This is a genomic window from Pseudomonas sp. 3-2 (genome assembly GCF_019710535.1).
GTDB classification, from domain to species: Bacteria; Pseudomonadota; Gammaproteobacteria; order Pseudomonadales; family Pseudomonadaceae; genus Aquipseudomonas; species Aquipseudomonas pharyngis.
Genome location: NZ_CP081200.1, coordinates 4,214,430 through 4,229,154, shown reverse-complemented (window position 1 = coordinate 4,229,154; position 14,725 = coordinate 4,214,430). Strand labels below are relative to the sequence as shown.

16 protein-coding genes are annotated in these 14,725 nt (G+C 60.7%); 7 read left to right on the top strand and 9 right to left on the bottom strand.

Translation table 11 applies throughout. From position 1 onward, the window contains the following. Window positions 1–60: 60 nt before the first annotated feature. Window positions 61–1,227 (bottom strand): class C beta-lactamase, encoded by a 1,167-nt coding sequence (gene ampC, locus K3819_RS19075; protein WP_221397714.1) that lies wholly within the window; start codon window positions 1,225–1,227, stop codon window positions 61–63. 160 nt (window positions 1,228–1,387) lie between these two features. On the opposite strand from ampC, the gene K3819_RS19070 reads away from it, so the two are divergent. Continuing rightward, window positions 1,388–2,263 carry a LysR family transcriptional regulator gene (locus K3819_RS19070; protein ID WP_221397713.1) on the top strand — a complete coding sequence of 292 codons (876 nt, stop codon included), beginning with the start codon at window positions 1,388–1,390 and terminating at the stop codon, window positions 2,261–2,263. Here K3819_RS19070 and gudD read toward each other — a convergent pair. Together gudD and K3819_RS19060 are read right to left on the bottom strand one after the other, a co-directional pair. Then, window positions 2,260–3,603 (bottom strand): glucarate dehydratase, encoded by a 1,344-nt coding sequence (gene gudD, locus K3819_RS19065; RefSeq protein WP_221397712.1) that lies wholly within the window; start codon window positions 3,601–3,603, stop codon window positions 2,260–2,262. The genes K3819_RS19070 and gudD overlap by 4 nt on opposite strands. 14 nt (window positions 3,604–3,617) lie before the next feature. Then, window positions 3,618–4,964 carry an MFS transporter gene (locus tag K3819_RS19060; RefSeq protein ID WP_011335053.1) on the bottom strand — a complete coding sequence of 449 codons (1,347 nt, stop codon included), beginning with the start codon at window positions 4,962–4,964 and terminating at the stop codon, window positions 3,618–3,620. Between the two features lie 364 nt (window positions 4,965–5,328). On the opposite strand from K3819_RS19060, the gene K3819_RS19055 reads away from it, so the two are divergent. Further along, window positions 5,329–6,042: a FadR/GntR family transcriptional regulator gene (locus K3819_RS19055; RefSeq protein ID WP_221397711.1), complete on the top strand. Its 714-nt coding sequence runs from the start codon at window positions 5,329–5,331 to the stop codon at window positions 6,040–6,042. A 94-nt stretch (window positions 6,043–6,136) separates the two neighbouring features. Further along, entirely contained in the window at window positions 6,137–6,367 is a 231-nt protein-coding gene (locus K3819_RS19050) for a hypothetical protein (RefSeq protein WP_064597887.1), read from the top strand. 37 nt (window positions 6,368–6,404) lie between these two features. Here the strand turns inward: K3819_RS19050 and yegQ are convergent, their stop codons facing one another. Beyond that, a complete protein-coding gene (gene yegQ, locus K3819_RS19045) occupies window positions 6,405–7,733 on the bottom strand; it encodes a tRNA 5-hydroxyuridine modification protein YegQ (protein WP_221397710.1) in 1,329 nt (442 codons plus the stop codon). A gap of 156 nt (window positions 7,734–7,889) precedes the next feature. Between yegQ and K3819_RS19040 the strand changes: the two genes are divergently transcribed. Further along, on the top strand, window positions 7,890–8,951 hold the full coding sequence (locus K3819_RS19040) for an AI-2E family transporter (protein WP_039767635.1): 1,062 nt from the start codon (window positions 7,890–7,892) through the stop codon (window positions 8,949–8,951). On the opposite strand, the gene K3819_RS19035 is transcribed toward K3819_RS19040, so the two are convergent. From K3819_RS19035 to K3819_RS19025, 3 genes are all read right to left on the bottom strand, one after another. After that, window positions 8,948–9,130, bottom strand: a complete 183-nt coding sequence (locus tag K3819_RS19035) for a hypothetical protein (RefSeq protein WP_064597883.1) — start codon at window positions 9,128–9,130, stop codon at window positions 8,948–8,950. The two genes, K3819_RS19040 and K3819_RS19035, sit on opposite strands and share 4 nt — an antisense overlap. A 102-nt stretch (window positions 9,131–9,232) precedes the next feature. Continuing rightward, the gene (locus K3819_RS19030) at window positions 9,233–9,427 is read right to left on the bottom strand and encodes a hypothetical protein (protein ID WP_007951579.1); all 195 of its coding nucleotides are present in this window, start codon (window positions 9,425–9,427) and stop codon (window positions 9,233–9,235) included. Window positions 9,428–9,686: 259 nt separating this feature from the next. After that, window positions 9,687–10,037: a hypothetical protein gene (locus K3819_RS19025; RefSeq protein WP_007951578.1), complete on the bottom strand. Its 351-nt coding sequence runs from the start codon at window positions 10,035–10,037 to the stop codon at window positions 9,687–9,689. A gap of 254 nt (window positions 10,038–10,291) precedes the next feature. Between K3819_RS19025 and K3819_RS19020 the strand changes: the two genes are divergently transcribed. Together K3819_RS19020 and K3819_RS19015 are read left to right on the top strand one after the other, a co-directional pair. After that, entirely contained in the window at window positions 10,292–11,110 is an 819-nt protein-coding gene (locus tag K3819_RS19020) for a shikimate 5-dehydrogenase (RefSeq protein WP_221397709.1), read from the top strand. A gap of 190 nt (window positions 11,111–11,300) precedes the next feature. Then, a complete protein-coding gene (locus K3819_RS19015) occupies window positions 11,301–11,819 on the top strand; it encodes a cupin domain-containing protein (protein WP_085612723.1) in 519 nt (172 codons plus the stop codon). Between the two features lie 17 nt (window positions 11,820–11,836). Here K3819_RS19015 and K3819_RS19010 read toward each other — a convergent pair whose 3' ends face one another. After that, complete coding sequence (locus K3819_RS19010; RefSeq protein ID WP_085612722.1) at window positions 11,837–12,487, bottom strand: YceH family protein; 651 nt, start codon at window positions 12,485–12,487, stop codon at window positions 11,837–11,839. Between the two features lie 125 nt (window positions 12,488–12,612). Here K3819_RS19010 and K3819_RS19005 point away from each other — a divergent pair, with 125 nt between their 5' ends. Continuing rightward, window positions 12,613–13,122, top strand: a complete 510-nt coding sequence (locus tag K3819_RS19005) for a DUF1993 family protein (protein ID WP_007951572.1) — start codon at window positions 12,613–12,615, stop codon at window positions 13,120–13,122. A 65-nt stretch (window positions 13,123–13,187) separates the two neighbouring features. Here K3819_RS19005 and sstT read toward each other — a convergent pair whose 3' ends face one another. After that, window positions 13,188–14,420, bottom strand: coding sequence for a serine/threonine transporter SstT (gene sstT / locus K3819_RS19000; RefSeq protein WP_064600897.1), 1,233 nt, complete (start codon window positions 14,418–14,420; stop codon window positions 13,188–13,190). Window positions 14,421–14,725: the final 305 nt, after the last annotated feature.

Sequence of the window (14,725 nt, the reverse complement as noted above, 5' to 3'; positions counted from 1 at the left end):
TTTCAAACCCTGAAATAAAAACGGGCGACCTTCTCAGGTCGCCCGTTTTTTATGGCGTGATTACCGGGTCAACTCACCCAGAATCCTGTGCGCAATCTTCACCCGCTCTCCATTCGGATAATTGCGGTTCGCCAGAATCACGATCCCGACTTTCTTCGACGGTACAAACGCGACATACGCACCGTAGCCAGCGGTGGAGCCAGTCTTGTTCAACAGCACGTTCGCCAGTTCTGGCTGCGGCGGATTCAGCCATTTGACCTTGTGCGGTTCCATGGCCATTGGCGTCGAGTTGCCGTCCAGCAGGCGGTCGAGGCTGATGGGGTAAGTGTAGCGTTCCCAGCCCAGGCCCTGGGTCATGTCGCCGACGGTGTAGTAGCCGGTGTGGGTGAGGGCGATGGCTTTTTGCAGGGGTGTTTCGAGTTTCGCGGTGTCAAGGTTGGCCTGGACGTATTGCAGCAGGTCGGCGGCGCTGGTTTTTACGCCGTAGGCTTCGGAATCGAGGGCGCCGGGGCTGACTCGGATCGGTTTGTTGTTCTTGTCATAGCCTTGGGCGTAGAGCTTTTGTTCAGACGCCGGCACCGACAGGAAGGTGTGCTTGAGCCCGAGTTTCGGCAGCAGGGTTTCGGTCATGACCTGATTGAACGGTTGACCGAGGCTTTTTGCGGCCAGGTAGCCGAACAGGCCGATGCTCGGGTTGGAATACAGGCGATGGCTGCCGGCCGGATACGTCGGTTTCCACTGTTGGTAATAGCCGAGCATCTTGTCGGAAGAATCTGCGGCATCCGGGAATTGCAGCGGCAGTCCCCCCGCGCTGTAGGTGCCCAGTTGCAGCAGGCTGATGTGGTCGAAGGCGCTGCCTTTGAGTTCGGGCCAGTGCTGGCTGGCCTTGTCGGAGAATTGCAGTTTGCCGCTGGCCTGGGCGTACGCGGCGAGGGTCGCGGTGAAGGTTTTGCTCACCGAACCGATTTCGAACAGGGTGTTTTCACTTACCGCTTGCCCGGTGCTTTTGTCGGCGACACCGTAATTAAAGTAATGCGCCTTGCCATCGACTGTCACGGCCACGGCGAGGCCTGCGATGTCCTGTTGCTGCATGACCGGGGTCACGGTGGCCTTGACCAGCGCCTGCAACTGATCGTCGGTTGGCGGGGCGGCCAAGCAAGTGGCGGTGCTGAAGAAAAGTCCGAAAGCGCTGTAGGACTTGAATTTGTTCAGGTTGATCGAAGGCATGCTTGAACCACTCTCCATGAGTGTTGATGGTGTTATCCCGCTACACTGCGAGCGTTTTCCGTCGGGCCGGCTGATCGGCGCCGCCAAATCTAGGCAGTCCGGCGTCTTTCGACAAACGATGAAAACTCGGACGAGCCATTAGAAAAATTTGGGACTTGGCATGATTCGACCTCAATTGCCTTTGAATGCACTGCGCGCCTTCGAAGCCTCTGCGCGTCACTTGAGCTTTACGCGCGCCGCCGTGGAGTTGTGCGTGACCCAGGCGGCCGTCAGCCATCAAGTGAAAAGCCTGGAGGCGCAACTCGGCGTGATCCTGTTCAAACGCCTGCCCCGTGGGCTGATGCTGACCGGCGAGGGCGAAACCCTGCTGCCGGTGCTGACCACGTCGTTTGATCATATCGCGCAGATGCTCGAGCGTCTGGCGGGCGGGCAATATCGGGAAATGCTCACGGTCGGCGCGGTGGGCACCTTCGCGGTGGGATGGCTGTTGCCGAGGCTGGCAGACTTTCAGGCGAAACATCCGCTCATAGATTTGCGACTGTCGACCAACAACAACCGGGTGGACGTCGCCGCCGAAGGGCTGGATTACGCGATCCGCTTCGGTGCCGGGGCGTGGCACGGTATCGAGGCGACCCGTTTGCTGGAGGCGCCATTGTCGGTGCTCTGCGTGCCGGAAATTGCCCGGCAACTGCACACGCCGGGGGATCTTCTGCAGCAGCGTTTGCTGCGCTCCTATCGCACCGATGAGTGGCCGGAATGGTTTCACGCGGCGGGTCTGGCGACCCATGCCGCGCCGCCCCAGAGCATCGTGTTCGACTCGTCGCTGGCGATGATGGAAGCGGCGTTGCAGGGCGGCGGGTTGGCACTGGCGCCGCCGTTGATGTTTGCCCGACAACTGGCGGCGGATCTGATCCGCCAACCCTTTGCCATCGAAATCACCACCGGCAGCTATTGGCTGACGCGCTTGCAGTCTCGGCCGGAGACGTCAGCGATGGCGGCGTTCAAACACTGGTTGCTGGAGGCTGCGCAGGCTTAACGCACCAGACACGGCTTCTTGTTATCGAACGTCCAGCCCGGAATCAGAAACTGCATCGCCACGCTGTCATCCCGTGCGCCCAGCCCCATGCCTTTATAGAGTTCGTGGGCCTTGGCCACCTGATCCATGTCCAGTTCCACGCCCAGCCCCGGTTTCTTCGGCACCTGCACGCAGCCGTCGACGATTTGCAGCGGTGCCTTGGTCAGGCGCTGGCCGTCCTGCCAGATCCAGTGGGTGTCAATGGCGGTGATGTCGCCCGGTGCGGCGGCCGCGACGTGGGTGAACATCGCCAGGGAAATGTCGAAGTGGTTGTTGGAGTGCGAGCCCCAGGTCAGGCCCCATTCGTGGCACATTTGCGCCACGCGCACCGAACCCTGCATGGTCCAGAAGTGCGGGTCGGCCAGCGGAATGTCGACTGACTGCAACTGGATCGCGTGGCCCATTTCGCGCCAGTCGGTGGCGATCATGTTGGTGGCTGTTTTCAAGCCGGTGGCGCGGCGGAATTCAGCCATCACTTCGCGGCCCGAATAACCATTCTCTGCACCGCACGGGTCTTCGGCGTAGGCCAGCACATGATGCTGGTCGCGGCACAAACGGATCGCTTCTTTCAATGACCACGCGCCGTTCGGATCGAGCGTGATGCGGGCATCCGGGAAGCGCTCGGCCAGTGCGGTCACTGCTTCGATTTCGGCATCGCCGCTGAGTACGCCGCCCTTGAGCTTGAAGTCCTTGAAGCCATAACGCGCGTGCGCAGCCTCGGCCAGACGCACCACGGCGTCGGCGGTCATGGCTTTCTCGTGACGCACGCGGAACCAGTCGTTGTCGGCATCCGGTTCGCTGCGGTAGGCGAGGTCGGTTTCCCGGCGATCGCCCACGTAGAACAGGTAGCCAAGCATCTTCACTTCATCACGTTGCTGACCTTCGCCGAGCAATGCCGCCACCGGCACGTCGAGGTGCTGGCCGAGCAGGTCGAGCAGGGCGGCTTCGAGCCCGGTGACGGCGTGAATGGTGATGCGCAGGTCGAAGGTCTGCAGGCCACGGCCGCCGGCATCACGGTCAGCGAAGGTCTGGCGCACCTGGTTGAGGATCTTCTGATACGTGCCGATCGGGCTGCCGACCACCAGACTGCGGGCGTCTTCGAGAGTCTGGCGGATGCGTTCTCCGCCGGGTACTTCACCGACACCGGTGTGGCCGGCGTTGTCCTTGAGAATGACAATGTTGCGGGTGAAAAACGGCCCGTGGGCGCCGCTCAGGTTGAGCAGCATGCCGTCGTGGCCGGCCACCGGGATGACTTGCATGTCGGTGATGATTGGAGCTTTGGCGATGTCGTGTGCGGTCATTTTTGATTGTCCTTTCAAGCGTGCTTCGGCGCGGCATCGGCCACGGCGACGTCAGGTGCGGATTTGGGTGTCATGCGAGCGGCGAACACGATGATTGCGGCGATGATCGAGGTCGCGGCCAGGCCATAGAGGCCGCCCTGGATCGAACCGGTGTGTTGCTCGAGCAAACCGAAAGTGGTGGGAGCGACGAAGCCGCCGAGGTTGCCTACCGAGTTGATCAACGCGATCACGGCAGCGGCGATCCGCGCATCGAGATAGGCCTGCGGGATCGGCCAGAACAGCGACGAGGCGGATTTGAAACCCAGCGCAGCAAAGCAGATCGCGACGAAGGCAAAAATCGGCCCGCCGGTGGTGGACATGAACATCCCCGCCGCGGCGATCAGCAATGCAGTGGCTACCCATGCCTGCTGGTGTTTCCACTTCGCCGAGAACGAGGCGAACGCATACATGCCGATGATCGACAGCAACCACGGAATCGAGTTGAACAGGCCGACCTGGAAGTCGCTCATCTCGCCCATCTTCTTGATGATGCTCGGCAGCCAGAACGTTGCGGCGTAGATCGTCAATTGAATGAAGAAGTAGATCAGGCAGAACAGGATGATCTGGCGATCCTTGAGCAGTTTGCCCAGCGACGGCCGGATCGGGGTCGCGGCTTCGCGGGCCTTCTGCTCATCGTCGATGGCTTTGACCAGCGCATCCTGTTCGGCGCGGGTCAGCCACTTGGCATCGTGGGGCTTGGCGTCGAGCCAGAACCAGACGAACACGCACAGGCCGACCGAGAACATCCCTTCAATGAAGTACATCCACTGCCAGCCGTGCATGCCCAGACCTTCGATCTGCAGCAACAGGCCGGACAACGGGCCGGAAATCAGCGAGGCCACGGCCGAACCGCTCAAGAAAATCGCAATCGCCTTGCCGCGCTCGGCCCCCGGCAACCAGCGGGTGAAGTAGTAGATCACCCCGGGAAAGAACCCGGCTTCGGCCACGCCGAGCAGAAATCGCAGGATGTAGAAGTGGGTTTCGTTCTGGATGAACGCCATGCCGGCGGCGACCAGGCCCCAGGTGAGCATGATGCGGGTCAGCCAGATTCGCGCGCCGACCTTTTGCAGCAACATGTTGGAAGGGACTTCGAACAGCGCGTAACCGATGAAGAACAGACCGGCACCGAAACCGTAGGCCGCGGCACCGATGCCGAGGTCGTGTTCCATGTGGGTACGGACGAAACCGATGTTCACCCGGTCAATGTAATTGACGATGAACATGATGACGAACAGCGGCAGGACGTGGCGTTTGACTTTGGCAATGGCGGAGGACAGCACCGAATCGGCGCCCTCGTTCATCCCGGCAATGGACGATTTCACTTGGTTTTCTCCCACTCGTTATTTTTATGCGGGGTGTGGCTGGTGTTGCGTTGTTGATAGACATCATACAACTAGATTTTTTTGTCCTACAAGCGGGAGTGCTCAATCAAATTTGTCCACCGGAAAGGGTTTTTATGCTTTTTCAGATTTTATGCGCCGTGTTTGTTGGCTTTTGTAGGGGTTTTGGCACGCGTAGTAGAGCGTTTTGTTCCAGTGCAAGTGGGGCGACTGCTCGGCGCAGTGGAAGATTCTCTAGCTAAAATTGAGTGTTGTCATACAAGTTGGATCCCGGAATTCATAGGAGCTCATACAAGTCATTGCCGCCAATGCTACGATCGGTTTGCCCCGATCACCGGAACCGACCATGCAAGACGACTTCGACGCCCCCGCCCGTAAACGCGCGCACAACCTGGCCCACGACCTGGTGGAAAAACTGACCCAGAGCATCCTGCTCGGTCAGATGCTGCCCGGTGACAAGTTGCCGTCGGAAAACTCGATCGTTCAGGAACACGGCGTCAGTCGCACTGTGGTGCGTGAGGCGATTTCAAAATTGCAGGCGTCGGGGCTGGTGGAGACGCGGCATGGTATCGGCACCTTCGTGATCGAACGCGCAGCGGAGCAGGGGCTGCGGCTGAATGTCGACACCGCGCTGGGGGTGCGCAGTATTCTCGAGCTGCGCATGGGCCTGGAGACGCAAGCGGCGGCGCTGGCCGCGCAGCGCCGCACCGAGCAACAACTGGTGCAGATGCGTCAGGCGCTGGACGACTATCAGCGTCTATTGGCCAATAACGACAGCTGCGTCGAAGCCGACCGGCGCTTCCACTTGCTGATTGCCGAAGCCACCGGCAATGTCTGCTTCACCGAAATCATGCAACACCTTGGCAGCGCGATGATCCCGCGCACCCGGGTCAATGCGGCCGAGCGCGGGGCGGTGGATTTGAGCAAGCTCGGGCAACTGGCGAATCTTGAGCATGAGGCGATCTTCAACGCCATCAAACGTCAGGACGCGGACGCGGCGCGCGCAGCAATGTGGTTGCATCTGACCAACAGTCGAGACCGGTTTTCGGCCACGAGCTGAATGCCGCTGGTCTGTTCGATAGCACGCCCTGTGGGGCGGCACTTCCAACGAGTACGACCCGGATCTTCCGGGCCTCATGCTCTGAGGTGCAATCATGGCTGACGATACGCTGTTTCAGGGAGGCACGGCCCCAACCGACCCTACCCGCAAAGTCCCCGGTACGGATGAGCCGACTCTGGCCGATCACGAGATGCCGCCGGGCGTCATGCCCGGGCGCGACCCGTTGAGCGATGCCGACCGGCCGGAAGACTGGAAGGATCCGTCGTCCGATGAAGACATACCGCCGGCTGACGAGCCGACACCGCTGTCCGATGACAGGCGCTGAACAAAACCCGGCTGATTGCCGGGTTTTTTTGATGCTTTTAAACAGCGCCGAGATCGCGCATCAACAAGCCGAAGCGCAAATCCACCGCATCCGGAATCGGCAGATACACCGTGTGCCCGTCCCCCGGCGCCACGTCGATGGCTTCGCCCTTGAGGTTCTGCAGTTCATGCAGATCAAAATGGAAATTGCCCTTAGGTGTCATCAGTTCCAGATGATCGCCCAGCGCAAATCGGTTCTTAACCTTGACCTCGGCCAGACGATCCCGGCGCTCGCCGGTCAGTTCACCCACGAACTGCTGACGCTCCGACACCGAGCTGCCGTTCTGATAGTTCTGGTATTCGTCATGCACGTGCCGGCGCAGGAAGCCTTCGGTGTAGCCGCGCTGGGCGAGGGATTCCAGATCGGTCATCAGGCTGCGGTCGAATTCGCGGCCGGCCACCGCATCGTCGATGGCCCGGCGATAGACCTGGGTGGTGCGCGCGCAATAGAAGTGCGATTTGGTCCGGCCTTCGATCTTCAGTGAGTGCACGCCCATGCGGGTCAGGCGCTCGACGTGCTGCACCGCGCGCAGGTCCTTGGCATTCATGATGTAGGTGCCGTGCTCGTCTTCGAAGGCCGGCATCAGCTCGCCGGGGCGGTTGGCTTCCTGCAACAGGAACACCTGATCGGTGGGAGCGCCGAGGCCGAGGGTCGGTTGCGGTTCGAAGGTCTGCACGATTTCACCGAGTTGATTTTCAGTGGCCTCCTGCGCCGAGTATTTCCAACGGCAGGCGTTGGTGCAGGTGCCCTGATTGGCGTCGCGTTTGTTCATGTAACCCGAGAGCAGGCAGCGGCCGGAATAGGCCATGCACAGCGCGCCATGGACGAACACTTCCAGTTCCATGCCGGGCACTTGCTCGCGGATTTCGCCGATCTCTTCCAGCGACAATTCACGGGACAGGATGATCCGACTCAAGCCCTGCTGTTGCCAGAATTCGACACTCGCCCAGTTCACCGTGTTGGCCTGCACCGAGAGGTGGATTGGCATCTGCGGGAAGTGCCGGCGCACCAGCATGATCAGGCCGGGGTCGGACATGATCAGCGCGTCCGGCGCCATCTCGATCACCGGCGCCAGGTCCTTGAGGAAGGTCTTCAGTTTGGCGTTGTGCGGCGCGATGTTGACCACCACGTAGAAGCGCTTGCCCTGGGCCTGGGCTTCGCGAATGCCAAGCGCCAGGTTGGCATGATCGAACTCGTTGTTGCGCACCCGCAGGCTGTAGCGTGGCTGGCCGGCGTACACCGCATCGGCCCCGTAGGCGAAGGCGTAACGCATGTTTTTCAGGGTGCCGGCGGGGGCGAGCAGTTCGGGGGTGAAGGAGGTCGTCATGGCGGCGTCGGTCGCAAAAGCGCGGCAGGGTAGAGCAGTTGCGCCGAGGGTTTATTGATCTGGATCTATGCTCAATGAAGAAACAGGGCACTCGTGCTGACGCTGGCTGACTAAACGGGACGGGCGCGGGTGGCGCCTGACTGACCTGGACCGGACATGAACCAAAAGAGTCTGCAATTCAAATCCCTCACCGTGCTGCTGTTTCTGGTGACGGTCGCCTTCATCTGGATCCTGCTGCCGTTCTACGGTGCGGTGTTCTGGGCGGTGATCCTCGGCATCCTGTTCGCACCGATGCAGCGCCAGTTGCAACTGAAATTCGGCTGGCAACGCAACCTCACATCACTGTGTACCTTGAGCATCTGCCTGGTGATCGCGATTTTGCCGGTGATCGTCCTCAGTGTGCTGCTGGTGCAGGAAGGGGCGACGCTTTACGACAATATCGAAAGCGGCAAGCTCGATATCGGCGCTTATCTGGCGCAGTTCAAGCACAGCCTGCCGCCTTACTTTCAGCACTTGCTCGACCGCTTCGGCATGGGCGAACTCAATGCCTTGCGCGAAAAAATCGTCAAGACCGCCATGCAGGGCAGTCAGGCGCTGGCGAGCCAGGCGTTCAGTTTCGGCCAGGGCACATTCGAGTTCGTGGTGAGTTTTTTCATCATGCTGTACTTGCTGTTTTTCTTCCTGCGCGACGGCGCCGAACTGGCGCGCAAGGTGCGCACAGCGATACCGCTGGAGGAGCATCACAAGCGTCGCTTGCAGTTGAAATTCAATCGCGTGGTACGCGCCACGGTGAAGGGCAATCTGCTGGTGGCGATCACGCAGGGTGCGCTGGGCGGGGCGATTTTCTGGTTTCTCGACATTCCCAGTGCGTTGCTCTGGGCGGTATTGATGGCGTTTCTGTCGTTGCTGCCGGCGGTGGGCGCGGGGATTGTCTGGGTGCCGGTCGCGGTTTACTTCCTGCTCAGCGGGATGATCTGGCAGGGCGTGGTGCTGGGGCTGTTCGGGGTGTTCGTGATCGGTCTGGTGGACAACCTGCTGCGCCCGATCCTGGTGGGCAAGGACACACGGATGCCGGACTACATGATCCTGATCTCGACCCTGGGCGGATTGGCGGTGTTCGGGCTGAACGGCTTTGTGATCGGGCCGCTGATCGCGGCCCTGTTCATGTCGAGCTGGGCGCTGTTCATCGAAAGCAAACCGAAAGTGCAGCTGCCTTAAGCCTTGAACGGGCCGCTGAGCAGTTGTTGCGACAGCGCTTGAGCCGCCGGCAAGGACGTGAGCGGGCCGCTGACCGGCTCGCCGTCGCGCACCAGATACCAGCAGGCGAGCAGCCCCAGCTCTCTGAGCGATGCGGGAACGGCGCTGCCGACAACGGACATGATTTGAACCTGAGCCATGAAAAGTACCTCCATCAATCTGTGGAGCTACCTTAGGGAATTGGCCGTTTCAGGGACAATCAACGCTTTCGATAGTGGTCATTGACGCCGCTGAGGGCTGGCTCAATCCACCACTTGATCGAGCATGTGCACGATCTCGTGTTCGTTGAGAAAACCCTTGCGCACCAGGTTTTCTGCCAGCAACGAGAGAAACTTCGCCGTGCGGTGGCCTTCCAGGTGCTTGAGTTCGGTCAGGGCGTTGTAGACCTTGCTCGAGGTGCATAAACCGACGATGCGGTGCGGATTCTGTGTAGGCATTCAAGTCGTCCTTGTTGTTATCAACCTGTTGTTTGCGGACGGATTCAGAGTGCGGTTCCGTCATGACAAATAGATGACCGTTTGTGTGTTGCCCCCGACGGTCGAGTCCATCATGCCGACTTTAACGGTTCAAACTGTCCCCACAGCGACCTTGGCGAGATTTTTTCAGACCTTGGCCGACGGACGGTTGGCTTTTCCGCCGGCAATAATATGCGCGCAATAAAAAGCCCCGCTAACAAGCGGGGCCCTTGTGTGCCGGTTACCAGCGCGGGCCACCGTAGTAGTGTGGCCGGCCGTAATAACCACGCGGCGGGCCGTAATACACCGGGGCCGGTTGGACGTAGACCGGTTGCTGCACATAGACCGGGGCCGGCTGGTAATAAACCGGTGGCGGCGGTTGCTGCACGTAGACCGGAGCCGGTTGAGCGTAAACAGGCTGTTGGACATACACCGGGCGATCCTGGTTGATGAGCGCCGAGCCGATGATGGCCGAGCCGACGATCGCACCAAATACCGCCGGGCCCTGCCAGCCACCGCCGTGGGCTTCTGCCTGACCCGTGATCGCGAATGCACCAATCAACAAGGCCACGATGGGGAGTTTACGAATCATGATAATTCCTCGGTTCTTCGACCCGGCGTCCGAACCTGCAACAGGCCCGGAATGGCGCGGGGATACTTCTAAGACAGCAACATTTTGAAAAACAGCACGGCCGCTGGGTAAATTTTGTGTAAGGTCTGTACCGGTTTGTTTACCGAGCTTGCGGCATCGACTGTGATGCCCGGAACAGACCGCCTAATCATCGTTCAGAACCCGATGGCCTGGCTAATCCCGTCCATCCGAAAGTGCATTCGAAGGAGCCTCCCATGCAGATGAACCCCAACAAAGACACCCAATTGTGCATGTCCCTGTCTGGGCGTCCCGGGAATTTCGGTCTGCGGTTTCATAACCATTTGTATGAACAACTGGGCCTGAATTTCTACTATAAGGCGTTCAGCAGCCAGGACCTGCCCGGTGCGGTCGGCGGGATCCGCGCGCTGGGGATTCGCGGTTGCGGCGTGTCGATGCCGTTCAAGGAAGCGAGCATTGCGCTGGTTGATGAACTGGACGCCTCGGCGGCGGCGATCCAGTCGATCAACACCATCGTCAACACCAACGGCCATCTCAAGGCCTACAACACCGATTACATCGCCATCGCCCAGTTGCTGGACACCCACGCGGTGCCGAAGGACTCGACTTTCGCCCTGCGCGGCAGCGGCGGCATGGCCAAGGCTGTGGCCAGTGCCTTGCGCGATGGCGGTTACAAAAACGGTTTGATCGTCGCCCGCAACGAACGCGCCGGGCGTGCGCTGGCGGACTCCCTGGGGTATCGCTGGCAGGCGGAACTGGGCGACGAGCGCCCGCAGATGCTGATCAACGTGACCCCTGTCGGCATGGACGGTGGCCCGGAAGCGGGTCAACTGTCGTTTGAGGTGGATGTGATCAAGTCTGCCGACACCGTGTTCGATGTGGTGGCGATCCCCTCGGAAACCCCGCTGATCGTGCGCGGTCGTGCCGAAGGTAAAAAGGTGATCACCGGGCTGGAAGTGATCGCGATCCAGGCGCTGGAGCAGTTCGTGCTGTACACCGGCGTGCGGCCGACGGTCGAGCAGTTCGATGCGGCGGTGGCGTTTGCCCGCAGCTAAAGAGCTTGGGTCGTGCGGTGCCTGACCGGGCCTTTTCGCGAGCAAGCCCGCTCCCACATTGAAATGCATTTCCCCTGTGGGAGCGGGCTTGCTCGCGAAGGCCGCGACATGGTTTTTGATCCGAACAGTTTGCCTATACTGGCGGCTCGGCAAGCACAGACTTGCCCATCACAAAAAAGCCGAGGTTTGCATGCATCCGCCCATTCTCAACCTGAATGACGTCGAACTCGAACCACTCCCCGAATCATTGGCCCCCGAGGGCGAAACTGCCGGGCGTTATCAGCAGAAGTTCGCCCGGGTCGGCCAGCAACTTGGCGCGCAGAAACTCGGTTATCGGCTGTATGCATTGCCGCCAGGCATGCGCGGCAGTCCGTTTCACAGTCATCGGGTCAATGAGGAAATGTTTTACGTGGTGGCCGGGGAAGGGGAAGTGCGCCTCGGCGCCGAACGTTTCCCGATCCGGGCCGGCGACGTGATCGCCTGCCCGCCGGGCGGCCCGGAAGCAGCGCACCAGATCATCAACAGCAGTGCTGCGGAACTGCGCTATCTGGCGGTCAGCACCCAGCAGCAACCGGAAATCTGCGAGTACCCGGATTCCAACAAATACGCGGTGATGGACAACTTCAGCGTCGATGCCGAAGGCAATGCCTCGGGCTTCGTGGCGGTGGCGCGGCAGGCGGACGGGGTGGATTACTGGGACGGCGAATAACACCGTCCCCGGTGCACTTATTCTTCGAGACGGGCCAGACGCTCTTCCAGCGCCGCAATCCGCGCTTCCAGCTCTTCGATGCGCTCCACTGACACACCGCTGGCAGCCCCGCGATCACTCGGGTTCTGCCGCGCCGCGATAATCGCCTCGATGTCCGCCGGATCGCCCAGCGCGTGGGTATAACGATCTTCGCGCTGGCCGGCCTGACGTGGAATCAACACCGCCAGCTCCCGGGCGATCAGGCGTTCCAGCTGATGCACCACTTGTTCGGCGTCTTCAAACTCATGCATGCGACCGCTGCGGGTCAGCAGTTCGTTGACGGTCTGCGGGCCGCGCAGGAACATCAGCCCGGTCAGGATCAATTGCGCCGGCACCAGCTCCAGTGCCTTGTCGACCTTGTGCTCCCAGCGGTCGGCGCGGCTGCCCATCACCAGTTTGGTGAAGCCGCGGCTTTCGAGGGCGCGCAGGCTCTGGCCGACCTGGCCCTGGGTCAGGTTCATCACTGGCTCCCGGCTGGTTTTCTGGTTGCAGGCCAGCACCAGTGCGTTGAGGGTCAACGGGTAGGTTTCCGGGCTGGTAGCCTGTTTCTCGATCAACGAGCCCAGAATGCGGATTTCCGTGGCGTTGAGCCGTGGTTCGTCGGAGCGGGTTTCAAATTCTGTGGTCATCGCGCGTTCCCTCTGCAGTCGAAGGCGCCTAGCCTAATCCTTGCTGGATAAAAGACAAGCCGCGCCGCCCGCGAGCATGGCTATAATCGCCCCCACGATTCAACCAGCCACTACGTGAGACTGCCATGACCATTTCCCTGTACGCCGCATCCGTCCCGGTTTTTCAACAAATGCTCAACGCCGTGAGCGATGTGCTGAAAAAGGCTGAAGCCCACGCCACCGAGAAAAACATCGACCCGAACGCCTTCCTGCAAGCGCGTCTGTACCCGGACATGTTCCCGCTGGTGCGTCAGGTGCAGATCGCCGTGGACTTCGCCAAAGGCGTTTCCTCGCGTCTGGCCGAAATCGAAATCCCGAAATACGACGACACCGAAACCACCTTCGCCGAGCTGCAAGCGCTGATCGCCAAGGTTCTGGCCTTCATCGGCGAGATCAAGCCAGAGCAGATCAATGGCAAGGAAGGCATCGAGATCGTGACTCGCCCGGGCACCCCGAAAGAGAAGCGCTTCAGCGGCCAGGCTTATCTGCTGAGCTACGGTCTGCCGCAGTTCTTCTTCCACGTCACCACCACCTACGCACTGCTGCGTCACAACGGTGTGGAAGTGGGCAAGCGCGATTACATGGGCGCGTTCTAAAACGTTCTGCAACAAAAAGCCCGCCAAGGTTTACGCCTTGGCGGGCTTTTTGTTGCGCCGGTTTTTTACGCCGGGCGCTGGGCTTTCTGCTCTTCGCCCAGGCACGCGGCGGCGGTGAACAGCACGTCGGTGGAGGAGTTCAGCGCCGTTTCGGCCGAATCCTGCAGCACGCCGATGATGAAACCGACGGCCACCACCTGCATGGCGATTTCGCTCGGGATGCCGAACAGGCTGCACGCCAGCGGGATCAACAGCAGCGAACCACCGGCCACGCCCGAGGCACCGCAGGCGCAGATCGCAGCGACGACGCTGAGCAGGATCGCGGTCGGGATGTCCACGGCAATGCCCAAGGTGTGCACGGCGGCGAGGGTCAGCACGGTGATGGTGATCGCCGCGCCGGCCATGTTGATGGTGGCGCCGAGCGGGATCGATACCGAGTAGGTGTCTTCATGCAGGCCCAGGCGCTTGCTCAGTTCCAGATTGACCGGAATGTTCGCCGCCGAGCTGCGGGTGAAAAACGCAGTGATGCCGCTTTCACGCAGGCACTGGAGCGTCAGCGGGTACGGGTTGCGGCGCAGCTTCCAGAACACGATCAGCGGGTTCATCACCAGCGCCACGAACAGCATGCAGCCGAGCAGTACCGCCAGCAGGTGCGCATAACCGATCAATGCGCCAAACCCGGAGGTGGCCAGGGTCGACGCTACCAGACCGAAAATGCCCAGCGGTGCGAAGCGAATCACGACCCGGACAATCAGCGTCACGCCGTTGGACAGATCACCCAGCACTTCGCGGGTGGTGTCGCCGGCGTGCCGGATCGCCACGCCCATGCCGATGGCCCAGGCCAGAATGCCGATGAAGTTGGCGTTCATCAGTGCGCTCACCGGGTTGTCGACCACGCTCAGCAACAGGCTTTGCAGCACTTCACTGATGCCGCCCGGCGCGCTCACCGCGATGTTGTCGGTGGACAGCACCAGATGCGACGGGAACATCATGCTGGCAATCACCGCGACCACGGCAGCGGCGAAGGTGCCCAGCAGGTAAAGGAACAGGATCGGCCGGATGTGGGTTTCCTGGCCGTGCTTGTGGTTGGCGATCGAGGCCATGACCAGCACGAACACCAGGATCGGCGCCACGGCTTTCAGGGCCGAGACGAATACTTTGCCGATGAAGGCCGTGCCTTTGGCCGCTTCCGGCGCGAACAGCGCGAGGGCGATGCCGGCAATCAGGCCGATCAGGATCTGGGTGACCAGGCTGAGGCTTTTAAGACGTTGCAATAGAGAAGGGGATGAAGCGGTCATGAACGGCATCTCTGTTTTTATAGGGTGCAAGGTTGCGTGATCCGGGCGATTGATCGGGGGCAGGCCACGGACACAAACCGAAAGGACTGACGCGCCAGCCACGCCGTTAAACGGGTGGCTGAACAGGGTGTACGTTTTGCAGGGCGCGGACTTTATCACAGGGTCGTCCGATTCCTTCAGGCCTGTGACGATCTGCCACCGGATCCCTCTACAACTTAGACAGGTTTGTGCAAGTCACTCGGGAAACACTCTGTTAAGATTGCGCATCCTTATTTTCAAGTTCTGCCAGCGGGCCCTCGGGTCAA